Source organism: Methylobacterium sp. GC_Met_2, assembly GCF_026540795.1.
GTDB lineage: Bacteria > Pseudomonadota > Alphaproteobacteria > Rhizobiales > Beijerinckiaceae > Methylobacterium.
On sequence record NZ_JALNUM010000149.1, the window covers coordinates 1 to 13,321 of the forward strand.

Genomic DNA, 13,321 nt, shown 5'->3' on the forward strand with positions numbered 1-13,321 from the left:
GCATCGCTGCCGCCGGGTACGATACCGACTTGGCCGTCGCTACGTGAGCGGGCATGGCTCTAAGTTCGGCTCCGCTCATCGACAACAGCATCCGCCTCCGGGCGGATGCCGGCCGCGCGCTTCCGGGCGCGCGGCCTTTTGCGTGGCACCGGGCCTCCTGCGCCGCCATCCCCACACAAGATTGATGCGCCATCCTGGCGTTCCGCTCCCGCGGTGGAGGTCTGAGTTCCGTCGATGCCCGGTCGCGCACACCTCGAGAAGCTTTGGCAGAACATCCTCGAGCTCGGTCCCCGGCGGCTGATCGCCCTGGGGCTGGTCGGGCTCACCGTGTTCCTGGCCGTGGGGCTGGGCGCCTATTACCTGAGCCGCCCCCTGCGGGAGACCCTCTATGCCGGCCTGAGCCGCGACGACGTCACCCGCATGGGCGCCGTGCTGAAGGATGCCGGCGTCCCGTTCGACGTCAGCTCGGACGGCACCGCCCTGCTCGTCAGCTACGGGCAGACCGCACAGGCACGGATGCTGCTCGCCGAGAAGGGTCTGCCCCAGAGCGGCAAGGCCGGCTACGAGCTGTTCAACGACCTGGGCTCCCTCGGCCTGACCTCGTTCATGCAGGACATCACCCGGGTCCGCGCCCTGGAGGGCGAGATCGCCCGCACGATCCAGACGCTCAAGGGCGTCAAGGCGGCCCGGGTCCACATCGTGATGCCCGATCCCGGCTCGTTCCGTCGGGAGCAGCAGCCCGCCACCGCCTCGGTGGTGGTGCGCACGGAGCCGGCCAACGATCCCGCGGTCGCCCCCGCCATCCGCCAGCTCGTGGCCGCCGCGATCCCCGGCATGAAGCCCGACAAGGTGACGGTGCTCAACACCGACGGGACCGTTCTGCTCGCGGGCGACGACGCCACCACGGCGCCGGCCGGCCGGCTGGCCGGGCTCGAACAGACGATCAACCATGAGATCCAGGACAACATCCGCCGGACGCTCACCCCCTATCTCGGGCCGAACAACTTCGAGGTCAGCGTCGTCGCGCGCCTGAACACAGACAAGACCAAGACCGACGAGACGATCTACAATCCCGACCAGAAGGTCGAGCGCTCGGTGCGGACCGTGAAGGAATCGGAGAGTTCGCAGAACCGCGCGCCGCAGAAGCCGACCACCGCGCAGCAGAATGTGCCCGGCCAGAACGTCCAGGCCTCGGGCGGCGAGGGTTCGAATTCCGAGAGCCAGCGCCGCGAGGAGCTATCGAACTTCGAGGTGTCCACGAAGACGGTTCAGACGATCAGCGACGGCTATTCGGTCAAGAACCTGTCGGTCGCCGTCCTGGTGAACCGGACCCGGCTCGAATCCCTCGCCGGGGGGGCCAAGGATGCGGTCAAGGACGGTGCGAAGGATGGCGCGAAGGACGCGGCCAAGATCGAGATCGAGCCGCAGATCGCCGAAATCGAGCAGCTCGTGGCCTCGGCCTCCGGCTTCAACAAGACGCGGGGCGACCAGATCAAGGTGGCGGCGGTCAGCTTCGTGAACGACGGCCAGACGCTGACGCCCGTCCCGGCCCTGAGCTTCAGCGAGGTGCTGATGCGGCAGTCCGGGACCCTGATCAACGCGGCGACGATCCTGATCGTCGGGTGCCTGCTCATCTGGTTCGGCCTGCGCCCGGCCGTGAACGCGATCCTCGCGCGCTCGCCCGAGATGGGAACCGAGCTGGCGCTGGCGAGCCCGGACGAGGAGGCGGCCCTGCAGGCCGAGCAGGTCGCCATGGCGTCGGCAGAGCCGCCCAACCTCATCGAGGATCTGACGGATCAGATGGCCCGCTCGCCGATCCGCCGGCTGGAACAGCTGGTCGAGCTCGATGAGGAGCAGGTCGCCAACATCCTGAAGCAGTGGCTCACCCGCGAAGAGGCGGCGTGATGGCGGTATCGCCCCCGGTCTGGACGGTCTTCTCGGGGACCGGCCAACGCACCTCCTCAAGCTTCGCGGCGCTGACGCCCAAGCGCGTCGACGCGGAACCGTCGCCGTCGTCGCCCCCGCCGCCGGATCTCGACGCCATCGCGGCGGCGGCCCGGCTGGAGGGCCGCCGGGAGGGTGAGGCGGCGGTCCGCGCGGCCGTGGAGGCCGCCGTCAAGGCCGAGCGGGAAGCCGCAGCGGCCACGCTCGCGGAGGCCCGGCAGCACTGGGTCGAGACCGAATCGACACTCCTGGCGGGCGCCATCACCGGGCAGGCCCGGATGGTGGAGGAGCGCTTGGCACAGAGCCTGGCGCGCGTCCTTCGCCCGTTCCTCGCGGAGGCCCTGAGGCAGGAGGCGATTGCCGACCTGCACGCGACGCTCGCGTCCCTCGTGGCGGACGATCAGGCCGGGACGCTCGCAGTGACCGGGCCGGCGGATCTCGTCGCGGCGCTCGTGCGCCGCCTCGACCTGCCGCCGGAGCGCGTCGCCATCACCGCCGGGGGTGGTCCCGACCTGCGGATCCGGTCGAACGGAACCCTGGTCGAGACGCGGCTCGGAGCCTGGGGTGAGCGCCTCGCAGCCCTGATTACGGAGGGCTGAGCGTGCCCGATGGACATTCCGAGATCATCATCGTCCGCCGGGTGGCCAACGACGATCATGAACACCACGGTGGGGTGTGGAAGATCGCGCTCGCCGACTTCATGACGACCCTGATGGCTCTCTTCCTCGTCCTGTGGCTGATCAAGGCCTCGAACGAGGAGACGAAGACCAGCATCGCCAACTACTTCAATCCGATCAGCTTGTCCGAGGCCCTGCCGTCCCGGAAGGGCGTGACCGATCCGAAGGCCGCCTCGGTGGATCCGAGTTCGGGCAATCCCGCCGCGGATCCGGTCCGGGGTGGGCAGGCGCCGAGCACGTCCGAGGCCGAGGCGCAGGGCAAGAGCGGGAGCCTGCCGCCGGGCTCGGTGGCCCGGGAACGGGAGCTGTTCCAGGATCCCTATTCCGTCCTGGCGACGCTCGCCGCCGAGACCGATCCGGAGCGGCCGCAGAGCGCCACGATCGGCGAACTCGGCCAACCCGGCCGGCGCGGGGGCGACGCGCCGCGCGATCCGTTCGATCCGCTCTACTGGCAGGTGACCACCCTGTCGCCCGCGAAGGCCGACCGGCCCGCGGCCACCGGAATCACCCCGCCGCCGGATCAGACCCAGCCCGATGCCCGCGCCGCCGGTGTCACCGGAGCCCAGGACACCGACGCCAAGGCGGCGGGGACCCGGGGAGGTGATGCCAAAGCCGGAGAGGGCAAAGCGGGAGAGGGCAAGGCGGAGGCCAAGGCCGCGGCTGCATCCGCCAGCGGGACCGGCCCGGGTCCGGATTCTGCGGCGGCTCAAGCCGCTCTGAAGGCCGAGATCGCCAAGATCTTTCCGCCCAACGCAGCCGGCCCGCATGTCGACGTCCAGGGGACCCCGGACGGGCTCCTGATCAACGTGACGGACGACCTGAACTTCAGCATGTTCGCGGTTGGATCGGCCGAGCCCCGCCCCGAGATGGTGCGGGCCATGGAACGCCTCGCCAAGGCGCTCGCCGCGCGCCCGGGTCGGATCATCGTCCGCGGCCACACCGACAGCCGCCCGTTCCGCTCGGATGTCTACGACAATTGGCGGCTCTCGACCGCACGCGCCCACATGGCTTCCTACATGCTGACCCGCGCCGGGATCGGCGAGGGCCGGATCTGGCGCGTCGAGGGGGCCTCCGATCGGATGCCGCGCAACGCGGCGGATCCTAAAGCGCCCGAGAACCGGCGGATCGAGATCCTCCTCCAGGGGGCTCCGGGATGAGTCTTTTCCTGCAGGGCCTCCGCGCCACCCAGTTCGGCTTTCTCTTCGGTCTGCTCGCCGTCGGGGTCCCGGGGCCGGCCGCCGCGGAACCGGGCGCTGTTCCGGCCCCGAAGGCGGAGCATACCGCGCAGCCGGATTCTGCGCCGGCCGACGCCGCGCCGATCCCGGAGTTTCAGCCTCGCCCGGATGGACCGGTCGCGTGGGTGCGCACCCTGCAGCTGCTCCAGGATCGGATCGCCGCCGGCTCCCTCGCCGCCCACGAGAGCCAGCTCGTGCTGATCGCCCGGATCAACGGGGATCTCCTGAACGCGGCGCCGGAGGTCTGGACCGACCCGCATAACCTGCGGGCCGCCATCGTGTTCGCTCTGAGCGGCGGCGGCCCGGCCATCCTGCGACGCCTGGTCAAGCAGGACGGCCTCGGCGAACCGGAGATGACGCTCGCGCGCGGGGCCCTCGCCTATGTCGAGGGACGGGAGGCCGAGGCGAGCCGCCTGCTCAAGGAGGTCGACATCGCCACGCTGCCGCCGACGCTGGCCGGCGCGATCGGCCTGACGCAGGCCTCGCTCGCCGTGACCGAGAGTCCGACCCGGGCGATCGGCCTGCTCGATCAGGTCCGCCTGCTCCTGCCAGGGACGCTGGCGGAGGAGGGCGCCTTGCGCCGTGAGATCTTCACCCTCGGGCAGACCGGCGACCTGAAGAGGTTCGAGGCCCTGGCGGTCCAGTATCTCCGCCGTTTCCCGCACTCGATCTACGCCGGCAATTTTCGTCAGCGCCTCGCTTATCAGGTGACGAAGTTGGATGTCGGCCAGGATAGCGGACGTTTCTCGGTGATCACCGGAATCCTGGACGAGCTCGATCCCGACAGCCGGAAGTCCCTGTACCTGCTGATCGCCCGAACCGCGATCGAAGAGGGCAAGACGGGCGCGGCCTTCCTGGCCGCCGACCGGGCGCTCGCCCTCTGTGCCCCCGAGAGCCTGGAGGCGAGTCAGGCGCGGCTTTACCAGGCCGCAGCCGAGATTGTGAGTCTGGCGACGTTCCAGTCGGGGTTGCGGACGCTCAGGGCCGTCGATCGCACCCGGCTGCCGCGGGGCGACAGCCGTCTCCTCGATACGGCATTGGCGACCGCCGAGGAGATCCAGCGGGGCCTCACCGGAAAGCCCGGCCTGCCGGAGGGCGATACCGCCGCGCCGAAGCCGGCGCAGACTGCGGCGGATGCCGCCGACGAACCCGCCAGGCTGATTCCCCGGGCCCAGGCCACGATCGATCGGATCGATCTGCTCCTCAAGAAGGCGAACCCGTGACCGCGATCTCCGCCACGCTCCAGAAGCCGGCCCCGCAGCCCGACCGGGAGGTGGGATCGTCCCAGTCGGAGGCCGACGGAGCGAATCCGCCGGCCGTGGCCGCAAGGGGCGGCTTCGCGGATGCCCTACGCGCCGCCGTGGGTCGGCCTGCCGGCTCCCGGGCCGATAAAGGTGACGCGGGGGACGAGCGGGATGATGAGGCCGCCGGCAAGGGGGGGACCGCGCAGGCGGGCCAGGATATCCTAGCGGCCCCGCCTTCCACCGTCGATCCGACCAACGCGGCGGCGATCCTGGCCACCATCCTGAATGCGGTCGCGTCGCAGGTCCCCGCGGCGGTCGCCTCGCCGGCGACCGCGGGATCGTCTACGGGCGGCGTCGCCGACGGCGGGACTCCCGCGCTTCATTCCGATGCTTCCGCGCCGGCCTCGACCGCTGCAGCCGGAACGCTCGCGCAGGGCGGAACCGACGACCTCGGGTTGACGAACGTGCCCCCCCCAACCGCGCCACAGACTGACGGGAGCGATCTGGTCAGCACATTCACGGACAGCACGCCCACGGTCAGCACATCTACGAGCAGCACGCCCACGGTCAGCTTGCCCAAGGTCGCGGTGCTCGACAGTGCGGTACACTTCAAGCCTGTCGTTCCGAAGGCGGCACGCGAACCCGCGGTGTCCGCCCTTCCGGCATCGGCATCGGCGCCGGGGGGCGCCAGCCCGGCCGAAACTCCGCCCGTCCCGGCGGGTCTGCCGGGTCTGATCGGCGCCGCGCCGCGTCCGGGCCTGGCGGGCTTGCCGAAGCCGGCGGCCGGCGCGGCACCGGGCGTGCCTGTCCCGAACCTGCCCCAGAATCAGCCCCAGCCGACGTCCGCGGTCGCCGATGCGGCGGCCCGCGCGGCCGGCGCCGGGCTGGAGAAGGCGGACGTCACCGCCCTCGCCGATACCCGTGCGGTCACGGGGATCGCCCGGGCAGCCCTTGGCGACGTTGGGCGCGCCGAGGACGCGCCCTCCGTCGACCCGGAAGGGCTGGTCGGTGCGTTGCCGGGCTTACCCGCCGGCACCCTGCCGACGATCGCGGAAACCATCAGGACCGAGCTCGACCGGGCGGGCGGCCCCGAAGCGGCCGCCCGGGCTTCTCAGGCCGATCCGGCGCTCCCGACAGCACCGGATGGGCCGTTGCGCGTCCTCAGGATCCAGCTGAGGCCGGACGATCTCGGGACCGTCACGGTCGAGTTGCGGCTCGCGAACGGCCAACTCGAAACGCACCTGCGCGCCTCGCAACCCGAGACGGCAGCCCTCCTGCACAGGGATGCGGCGATCCTCGGCGATCTGCTGAAGCAGGCCAACTACCAGGCACAGGTCACCGTCACCCAGGCCCGCCCGTCCGATTCGGGGGGCTTCTCCGGCAACGCACCATCGCAGGGGCAGCCCGGCAGTTTCTCCGATGGGGGCGCCCGCCAGGGCCAGGGTGGAGACAGGCAGCGACAGGCGGATCCGGGCCCGGCCGCCGGCAGACGGGAGGGAGACCGGAGGGATGAAACGACACGTCCTCGCGACGGCGGCGTTTATCTGTAGCGCGGTTCCGGCCGCGGCGAATGTCTGCGAAGCCGAGATGGGCCGCGCCTCCGCGCGTTACGGCGTCCCACTCGGGGTGCTCTACGCGGTCGGCCTGACGGAGACGGGCAAGCGCGGCTCGCTGCAGCCCTACGCCATGAACATCCAGGGCAAGGCCTATTTCGGGACCGGGCCGGGGGACGTGATCGCCCACTTCAGGGAGGCGCGCAGCAAGGGCGTGCGCCTGATCGATCTCGGCTGCATGCAGATCAACCACCATTTCCATGGCAGGAAGTTCAGCTCGGTCGAGGCCATGATCGACCCGCATGCGAATGTCGAATACGCGACCCAGTTCCTCAAAGAACTGAAGCAGCGGGAGGGCAGCTGGACCCTGGCGGTGGCGCGCTACCACGCCGGGCCGAACAACAACGCGGCCCAGAAGGTCTATATCTGCCGGGTGATGACCAACATGGTCGCGACGGGCTTCGGGCAATGGACCCCGGCCGCGGCTCGGTTCTGCCGATGAGCCCGGCCGGGCTCACAGACCCCGACAGCGTCCGGCAGTGACCTTGACCTCCGTGCGATCCTCGGGGTTCAGCTGCGCCTCAACGAAGTTCAGAGTGTTGAGATCGATCAGGAAGAAGTAGACGCCGTTCTGGCACTTGATCGTGTTGCGCGGCACGCGCTCGTTCAGCCGCGGTGATGCGGGCTGGCACTCGTAATAATCCGAGCGCCCGGCCGAGATCACGGTGAGCAGGCCGCCGCTGGAGACCAGCGAGAAGGTGCGGGCCTTGCGCGGTCGCGGCTTCGCGCCCTCCGGTAGGCTGGGGGTTGCGAAATCGATCGCCGCGTCTTCGGTGCACGTCAGGGGGCGACGCAGCTGGGCCGCCGATGGTGCGATGGTCAGCAGGAGCAGCGCACCGGCGAGCGCGACCCGGTCGGCGATCATCGGTCCACCATTCGTCACGCGTGGGTCGTTCCGACCGACACGCTAGACCGTTGTCCTCCGGTGTAAATGCCGCACGTTCGGCCGACCGGTGCAATCAACAGTTTCACCGCCCCATTCGCGGTCATCGACCCCGCACCGGGCAGTGGATCCGGGTTTCCGGGCGGCATTCGTCGGTTGAAGCAGGCTGGCAGAAGCCAACCGTGCCGTCTGCGCCCATCCGATCGGATCGTCCGTGCGGGTGACCAATTTACGGCGGGGCCTGTTACGGGTCAGCACCTCGTCGCCAACAGAGCGCGGCTCTCAAATCTTGTAAAAAATCGCTTTCCGACGCAGCGCCGGGTCCGGTTCGGCTCAGAGCACCCTAATCGTCGGCCTCGTCCGGATTGTCGTTGGCCGCACGATCGTCATCGGGCCGCGCCGCGATCGCGAAGCCGATTTCCATCAGAAGCAGGCGGGACAGGAGCTGCATCGCAGGCGTGCCATGAGAGCACATCAGCTGGTGGGTGCGGATGGCGGCTCTCACCATGCGGTCAAAACCGGCATCGTCTGGCATTGCGATGCCATACCCCGATCGATCGCCAAACCACAACCTCAGCTTTACGCGCCGCTTCAATAATTCCCGCAGAAACAGAGGGGCGGAGCGGTATCCACGGACGCGAAACCGCGTGGCGCGAGCCGCGCACCAGGATCCGCCACGGAGCGCTACGGCGCGGCCGGTATCGGGGCGGCTGCGAAGGTCGGGATGGAGACGGACGCCACCGTGTCAGGCTTGATGTCAGGCTTGGCCGTGCGCGTGTTGCGCTTCTCGTAAAAGGCGTTGCCGCCGGCGACGGCCACGTAATGCATGTTGCCGTAGGGGTAGTGCCGCCCGGCGGTGTGGAAATACATCGCCTTGCCGACCTGCGGGTGGCGCTCGCCCGCCAGGACGGCGTCGGTGGCGTCGGCGACCTTCTGCAGGTCTTTCTCCTGCATCGGCTTGGTCAGGACCCCCGCGGCGAACTGTCCGGGCTGGCCGACCACCGCGCAGATGCCGCCGGGGAAGATCGCGTTCTCCAGCCGGTTCATCACGACGGTGCCGACCGCGATCAGCCCGCCCGCGTCGCTCCGGTTCGATTCGAAGTACATGGCGCGGCCCAGGCAATCCCGTTCGGCATCGCTGACCGCCAGCGGCGCTGCGTGGCCGGAAATCGAGCCCGTCGTGAGCACCGGGGCGGACGTGTTGCACGCACCGAGGCCGCAGGCTGCGGCCGCCACCATCAGGACAGGACCGATTCTCGTCCGCTCGCTACCCTGCATGCAGGTGTGCTCCGTGCTGTTTCAGCCGCGTCATGCCGTCCGGCGATTGCCGGCGCCCCGCCGCGACAGGGCGTCCCGCAAGCGTGACCGTACCTTCGCGGCGAGGATGTGGCAGGCGAGCCCGGCGCGACGCGTCCGGTGGGACCGTCGCCGGAAGACCACAGGGGCGGACAACCGGCCCGGTCGTGTTGACGTCGGCTCCGTATCCGGCGGATGCTCGCCGCGACGGTTCCCCTCGGGGATCAAAAGGGAACGCGGTGCGGGCTTGCCCTAAACCGCGGCTGCCCCCGCAACTGTAAGCGGTGAGTCCTCTCGTCACCACGTCACTGGGCAGCCTCGCCCGGGAAGACGACGGGAGGGCGACGACCCGCGAGCCAGGAGACCTGCCGTCAGCCGTGGTCACACGCGAGGTCCATCGGACGGGGTGTTCCGGGGGATGCCAAGACGGCTGCCGTTGCAGCCGGCGCGGCCTCGTTCGCGGTGACGTGCCACTGCCGCCACCCGAGGTCCCGTGCCCCGTCCATCCGTGCGCTCTGCGCCGCCCCTCCTCGTCCTCGCCGCGTCGGCGGCCCTGATCGCAACGGCCGCGGCCCAAGAACCGGCACGTCCGCAGGCCGCCGCCGAGGCGCGGCTCGACGAAATCTCGGTCACGGCCGAAGGTGCCGCGCCTATTCCGACCGGCGGTCCGGCCGCGAATGCCGGCACCCTCGGTGGCGTGACCGGCATCGGCGGGCCGCTGCTCACGGTGGATTCGGCCAGCGCCGGCCTCATCACCGGGGCGCAGCTCAACAGCCGACCGGTGACCCGTCCCGGCGAGGTGCTGGAGGAGGTCCCCGGCCTGATCGTCACCCAGCATAGCGGGGAGGGGAAGGCCAACCAGTTCTTCCTGCGCGGCTTCAACCTCGATCATGGCACCGACATCGCCCTGTTCCTCGACGGCATGCCGCTCAACATGCGCACTCACGCCCACGGCCAGGGCTACGCCGACATCAACTTCCTGATCCCCGAGCTCGTCGGCGCGGTGGAATTCCACAAGGGACCGTACTTCGTGCGCGACGGCGACTTCGCTTCCGCGGGCTCGGTGCGGATCGACTATCTCGACAGCGTGCAGAAGAACCTCGCGCTCACCTCGATCGGCGCGTTCGGCTACAAGCGCGCGCTGAGTATCGCCTCGGCCCCGCTCGGGGAGGGCAATCTCCTCGTCGCCGCCGATGCGCAGGTCTATGACGGGCCCTGGACCGTGCCGGATGCGTTGCGCAAGATCAGCACGGTCGCCCGTTACAGCCAGGGAACGGCGCTGGACGGGTTCTCGGTCACCGGCATGGCCTACGCGGCGCGGTGGACCGCCACCAACCAGATCCCCGAACGCGCCGTCGTATCGGGGCTGATCGGCCGCTACGGCACGCTCAACCCGACCGATGGCGGCGACACCTCACGGTTCTCCCTGTCGGGCCGGTTCAGCGCGACGGACGATACCGGCATCACCCGGGTCTCCGCCTACGTGATCCGCTCGCAGCTCAACCTGTTCAACGACTTCACCGACTTCCTCAACGACCCGGTCAACGGCGATCAGTTTCACCAACTCGATAAGCGGATCATCGGCGGCGGCGAGGCGCTGCACATCTTCCAGGGCGACCTGTTCGGGATGCCGATGGAGAACGAGATCGGCGTCCAGACCCGCACGGATTCGATCCGGGTCGGCCTGTTCAACACGATGAACCGGCAGTACCGCTCCGGCGTGCTCGACGACCGGGTGCTGGAGACCAGCGGGGCCTTCTACGCCGACAACCGCGTGCGCTGGACCGACTGGCTGCGCACCAGCCTCGGCTTCCGGGCCGATGGGTACTCTGCCCGAGTCGTCTCCGACACGCCGGCCAATTCCGGCCGCGCCCGCGACGGGATCGTCAACCCGAAGCTCGGCCTGACGCTGGGGCCGTGGTTCGACACCGAGCTCTACGCGAATTACGGCGGCGGCTTCCACTCGAACGACGTGCGCGGCGTGACCGCCACGATCGATCCGACATCGTCGCTGTTCAACACCACCCGCTCGCCGTTCCTGGTGCCCTCGACCGGCTACGAGATCGGCCTGCGCAACCGCTCGATCGCCGGGCTCACGACGAGCCTCGCCCTGTTCCGGCTCGATTTCGCCTCCGAGAACCTGTTCCAGGGCGACACCGGCACCACGGAGCCGAGCCGCCCGACCCGGCGCTTCGGTGTGGAATGGACCAACCGTTACGCGGTGACGCCCTGGCTGTCGCTCGAAGGTGATCTGACGATCACCAATGCCCGCTTCTCGGACGACGATCCCGTGGGCAACCGGGTCCCGGAGGCCCCCACCACCATCGCGTCGGCGGGCGTCACGTTCGGCGAGCCGCTGGGTTGGTTCGGGTCGCTCCGCTTCCGCTACTTCGGACCGCGCCCGCTGATCGAAGACAATTCGATCCGCTCGCGTCAGACCGCGCTCTTCAACGGCCGAATCGGCTACGCCTTCGAGAACGGCGTCAGCGTGTCCCTGGATGTGCTCAACCTGACGAACAGCAAGTCCGACCAGATCACCTACGCGTACGTCTCGCGCCTGCCCGGCGAGCCGGCCGAGGGGCTGATCGACCGCGTGTTCCATCCTGTCGAGCCCACGGCGGTGCGGCTCACCATCGCCGGGCGGTTCTGAACCGCGGCCCCGGCGGTGCAGGACGGTCGGGTGGAGACGAACGACCTGCGCGCCGGCCGGGTAACCGGCCCAAGCCATCGGGCCGCATCAATCGACCTTGTACAAGGCAACTTGCCCGATTCCGTCGAGGCCGATCTTCCGGGCGCTCGCGCGGGACAGATCGATGGCGTACTTGCGCTTTATCTTGGTGCGCTCATTGGTACGATCGGTGATCTTCACGGTGACCGATCGGCCATTGGCCTTGTTGACGACCTTGAGCAACGTGCCGAAGGGCAACGTGTGATGCGCGGCCGTCAGCCTGTCGGGATTGTAGATCTCACCGCTCGCCGTCTTACCTTTGTGCTGATACCAACTCGCCCGGCCGCTCCCGATCAGCGTGGTTTTGCCGGCATCGGCATGCTGTTCGTCGGTCGATCCGGTCTGACGCGGCCGGTCCGTGCCTGCCGCTGCAGATTGCGACCCGTCGGAGGCTGAAGCGTCCTGGCCGCGTTGAACGGCCGGGAGATCCGTCCGCGCTGGGGCAATCTCGGTGGCTGGGTCGGTATGGCCCATCCTGTCCGCCTGGTCTTGCCTGTCCGCCCGATCTTGCCCGTCCGCCCGATCTTGCCCGTCCGCCCGATCTTGCCCGTCCGCCCGGGCTTGGCCGAGCACGGGATCCGGTTCCGGCACGGACGGCCTCCCCGACGGATCAAACGACGTGGCTTCGGCGTGACCGGCCCTATCGGGTGTCGGTGCAAGCGGCGGCAACTTCGTCGTGAACTGGCGATACGTGAAGACGGGTACTGGGCGCTTCAGACCGGCCGAGCGATCGACGGACTCTTGGCCCCAAGCCTCTGCCGCCTCAGCTCGGCCGATCCCGAGGTTGGGTACGAGGGATGCGGAGACGGCAAGCAGCATATGCGCCAGCCGACAGCGTTTTTGGCCAACCGACCCGATCATGGCCTTCACCGAAGATTATCCATACCTGCGGTGGGCATAAATCGTTACGGGCAATACAGTTCCCAATGACTGATAAAGGCGCCGAATGTTAGAGCTCTGAACTTTCAGATCTGCATCTACAGTCAAGCCTGGCCGCTGTTTGCATGGCGATGCAGGTCAACTCGCCGAACCGCGTCTCGCTCGATGGCGCGGCCAGCCGCGGCCACGGCTTGAAACGCCCGTCGGGCCACGCGCGGTCCAGGCGTCCGGGACGGGGGCCTTGGCGTCGGAACCCGAGGATAGCTCTCAGTGCTGGCCCTGGCCGGCCGCCAGGATGGTCACGCCGACGGTGATCACCGCGATGCCCACCAGCATCGTCGGGCTCACCGATTCGCCGTAGAGCCACGCGCCACCGATCGCGGCGCCGATCATGCCGATTCCGGACCAGATCGCGTAGACGACCCCGATCGGCAGCATGTCCATGCTGGTCGACATCAGCCACAGGGCGGTCCCGTAGCCGAGGGCCACGATCAGCGTCGGGATCGGCCGGGTCAGGCCGTCGGCGGCCTTCAACGCGAGGGTGGCGGTGACCTCCGCGCCGATGGCGAGGCCGAGGAGCAGGAACGGATTCATGACGGGGTGGGCTTCCTGCGCACGGGGCTTCGTGAATTCGAGGCGGGACCGGTGTACAGATCTGCCGCGAATCGGACAGCCTCAGCAACCGAAGGATCGGGCCGCCGCGGCAAGTCTGTTTCGCTTCTCCGGCAGGACTTCGCGGGTCGACACCGGATACCTATCCCTGGAAGCCATGACCCTGTCCAAGCCGGCGCCGTGGGCGCGAACCTTCGTGGATTACGCCCT

Annotated in this window: 12 protein-coding genes and 1 riboswitch; of the genes, 7 read left to right on the forward strand and 5 right to left on the reverse strand. The window is 69.1% G+C overall.

Annotation, left to right across the window (positions count from 1 at the left end; all coding sequences use genetic code 11):
* The first annotated feature begins 234 nt into the window (after nucleotides 1-234).
* Genes fliF through OXS49_RS29950 form a run of 6 tightly spaced genes read left to right on the forward strand, consistent with a single transcriptional unit; the run spans nucleotide 235 to nucleotide 7,155 of the window.
* Nucleotides 235-1,905: a flagellar basal-body MS-ring/collar protein FliF gene (gene fliF / locus OXS49_RS29925; RefSeq protein WP_267428268.1), complete on the forward strand. Its 1,671-nt coding sequence runs from the start codon at nucleotides 235-237 to the stop codon at nucleotides 1,903-1,905.
* Entirely contained in the window at nucleotides 1,905-2,543 is a 639-nt protein-coding gene (locus OXS49_RS29930) for a hypothetical protein (RefSeq protein WP_267428269.1), read from the forward strand. Before fliF ends, OXS49_RS29930 begins: the two co-directional genes overlap by 1 nt.
* A gap of 2 nt (nucleotides 2,544-2,545) precedes the next feature.
* Nucleotides 2,546-3,778 (forward strand): MotB family protein, encoded by a 1,233-nt coding sequence (locus OXS49_RS29935; protein ID WP_267428270.1) that lies wholly within the window; start codon nucleotides 2,546-2,548, stop codon nucleotides 3,776-3,778.
* Nucleotides 3,775-5,079: a chemotaxis protein gene (locus tag OXS49_RS29940; RefSeq protein ID WP_267428271.1), complete on the forward strand. Its 1,305-nt coding sequence runs from the start codon at nucleotides 3,775-3,777 to the stop codon at nucleotides 5,077-5,079. Before OXS49_RS29935 ends, OXS49_RS29940 begins: the two co-directional genes overlap by 4 nt.
* Nucleotides 5,076-6,650 (forward strand): flagellar hook-length control protein FliK, encoded by a 1,575-nt coding sequence (locus OXS49_RS33730; RefSeq protein ID WP_267428272.1) that lies wholly within the window; start codon nucleotides 5,076-5,078, stop codon nucleotides 6,648-6,650. The genes OXS49_RS29940 and OXS49_RS33730 overlap by 4 nt, the downstream gene beginning before the upstream one ends.
* Nucleotides 6,610-7,155: a transglycosylase SLT domain-containing protein gene (locus OXS49_RS29950; protein WP_267428273.1), complete on the forward strand. Its 546-nt coding sequence runs from the start codon at nucleotides 6,610-6,612 to the stop codon at nucleotides 7,153-7,155. Before OXS49_RS33730 ends, OXS49_RS29950 begins: the two co-directional genes overlap by 41 nt.
* A gap of 12 nt (nucleotides 7,156-7,167) precedes the next feature.
* On the opposite strand, the gene OXS49_RS29955 is transcribed toward OXS49_RS29950, so the two are convergent.
* From OXS49_RS29955 to OXS49_RS29965, 3 genes are all read right to left on the reverse strand, one after another.
* Nucleotides 7,168-7,596, reverse strand: coding sequence for a hypothetical protein (locus OXS49_RS29955; RefSeq protein WP_267428274.1), 429 nt, complete (start codon nucleotides 7,594-7,596; stop codon nucleotides 7,168-7,170).
* A 343-nt stretch (nucleotides 7,597-7,939) separates the two neighbouring features.
* Nucleotides 7,940-8,131, reverse strand: coding sequence for a hypothetical protein (locus OXS49_RS29960; RefSeq protein ID WP_243927252.1), 192 nt, complete (start codon nucleotides 8,129-8,131; stop codon nucleotides 7,940-7,942).
* 149 nt (nucleotides 8,132-8,280) lie between these two features.
* On the reverse strand, nucleotides 8,281-8,874 hold the full coding sequence (locus OXS49_RS29965; RefSeq protein WP_267428275.1) for a cell wall hydrolase: 594 nt from the start codon (nucleotides 8,872-8,874) through the stop codon (nucleotides 8,281-8,283).
* Between the two features lie 209 nt (nucleotides 8,875-9,083).
* Nucleotides 9,084-9,280: riboswitch (cobalamin riboswitch) on the forward strand.
* Nucleotides 9,281-9,514: 234 nt separating this feature from the next.
* Between OXS49_RS29965 and OXS49_RS29970 the strand changes: the two genes are divergently transcribed.
* The gene (locus OXS49_RS29970) at nucleotides 9,515-11,542 is read left to right on the forward strand and encodes a TonB-dependent receptor (RefSeq protein ID WP_267428276.1); all 2,028 of its coding nucleotides are present in this window, start codon (nucleotides 9,515-9,517) and stop codon (nucleotides 11,540-11,542) included.
* An 87-nt stretch (nucleotides 11,543-11,629) separates the two neighbouring features.
* Here OXS49_RS29970 and OXS49_RS29975 read toward each other — a convergent pair whose 3' ends face one another.
* Together OXS49_RS29975 and OXS49_RS29980 are read right to left on the reverse strand one after the other, a co-directional pair.
* Entirely contained in the window at nucleotides 11,630-12,481 is an 852-nt protein-coding gene (locus OXS49_RS29975; RefSeq protein ID WP_267428277.1) for a septal ring lytic transglycosylase RlpA family protein, read from the reverse strand.
* Between the two features lie 285 nt (nucleotides 12,482-12,766).
* On the reverse strand, nucleotides 12,767-13,093 hold the full coding sequence (locus OXS49_RS29980; RefSeq protein ID WP_243927254.1) for a multidrug efflux SMR transporter: 327 nt from the start codon (nucleotides 13,091-13,093) through the stop codon (nucleotides 12,767-12,769).
* Between the last annotated feature and the right edge of the window lie 228 nt (nucleotides 13,094-13,321).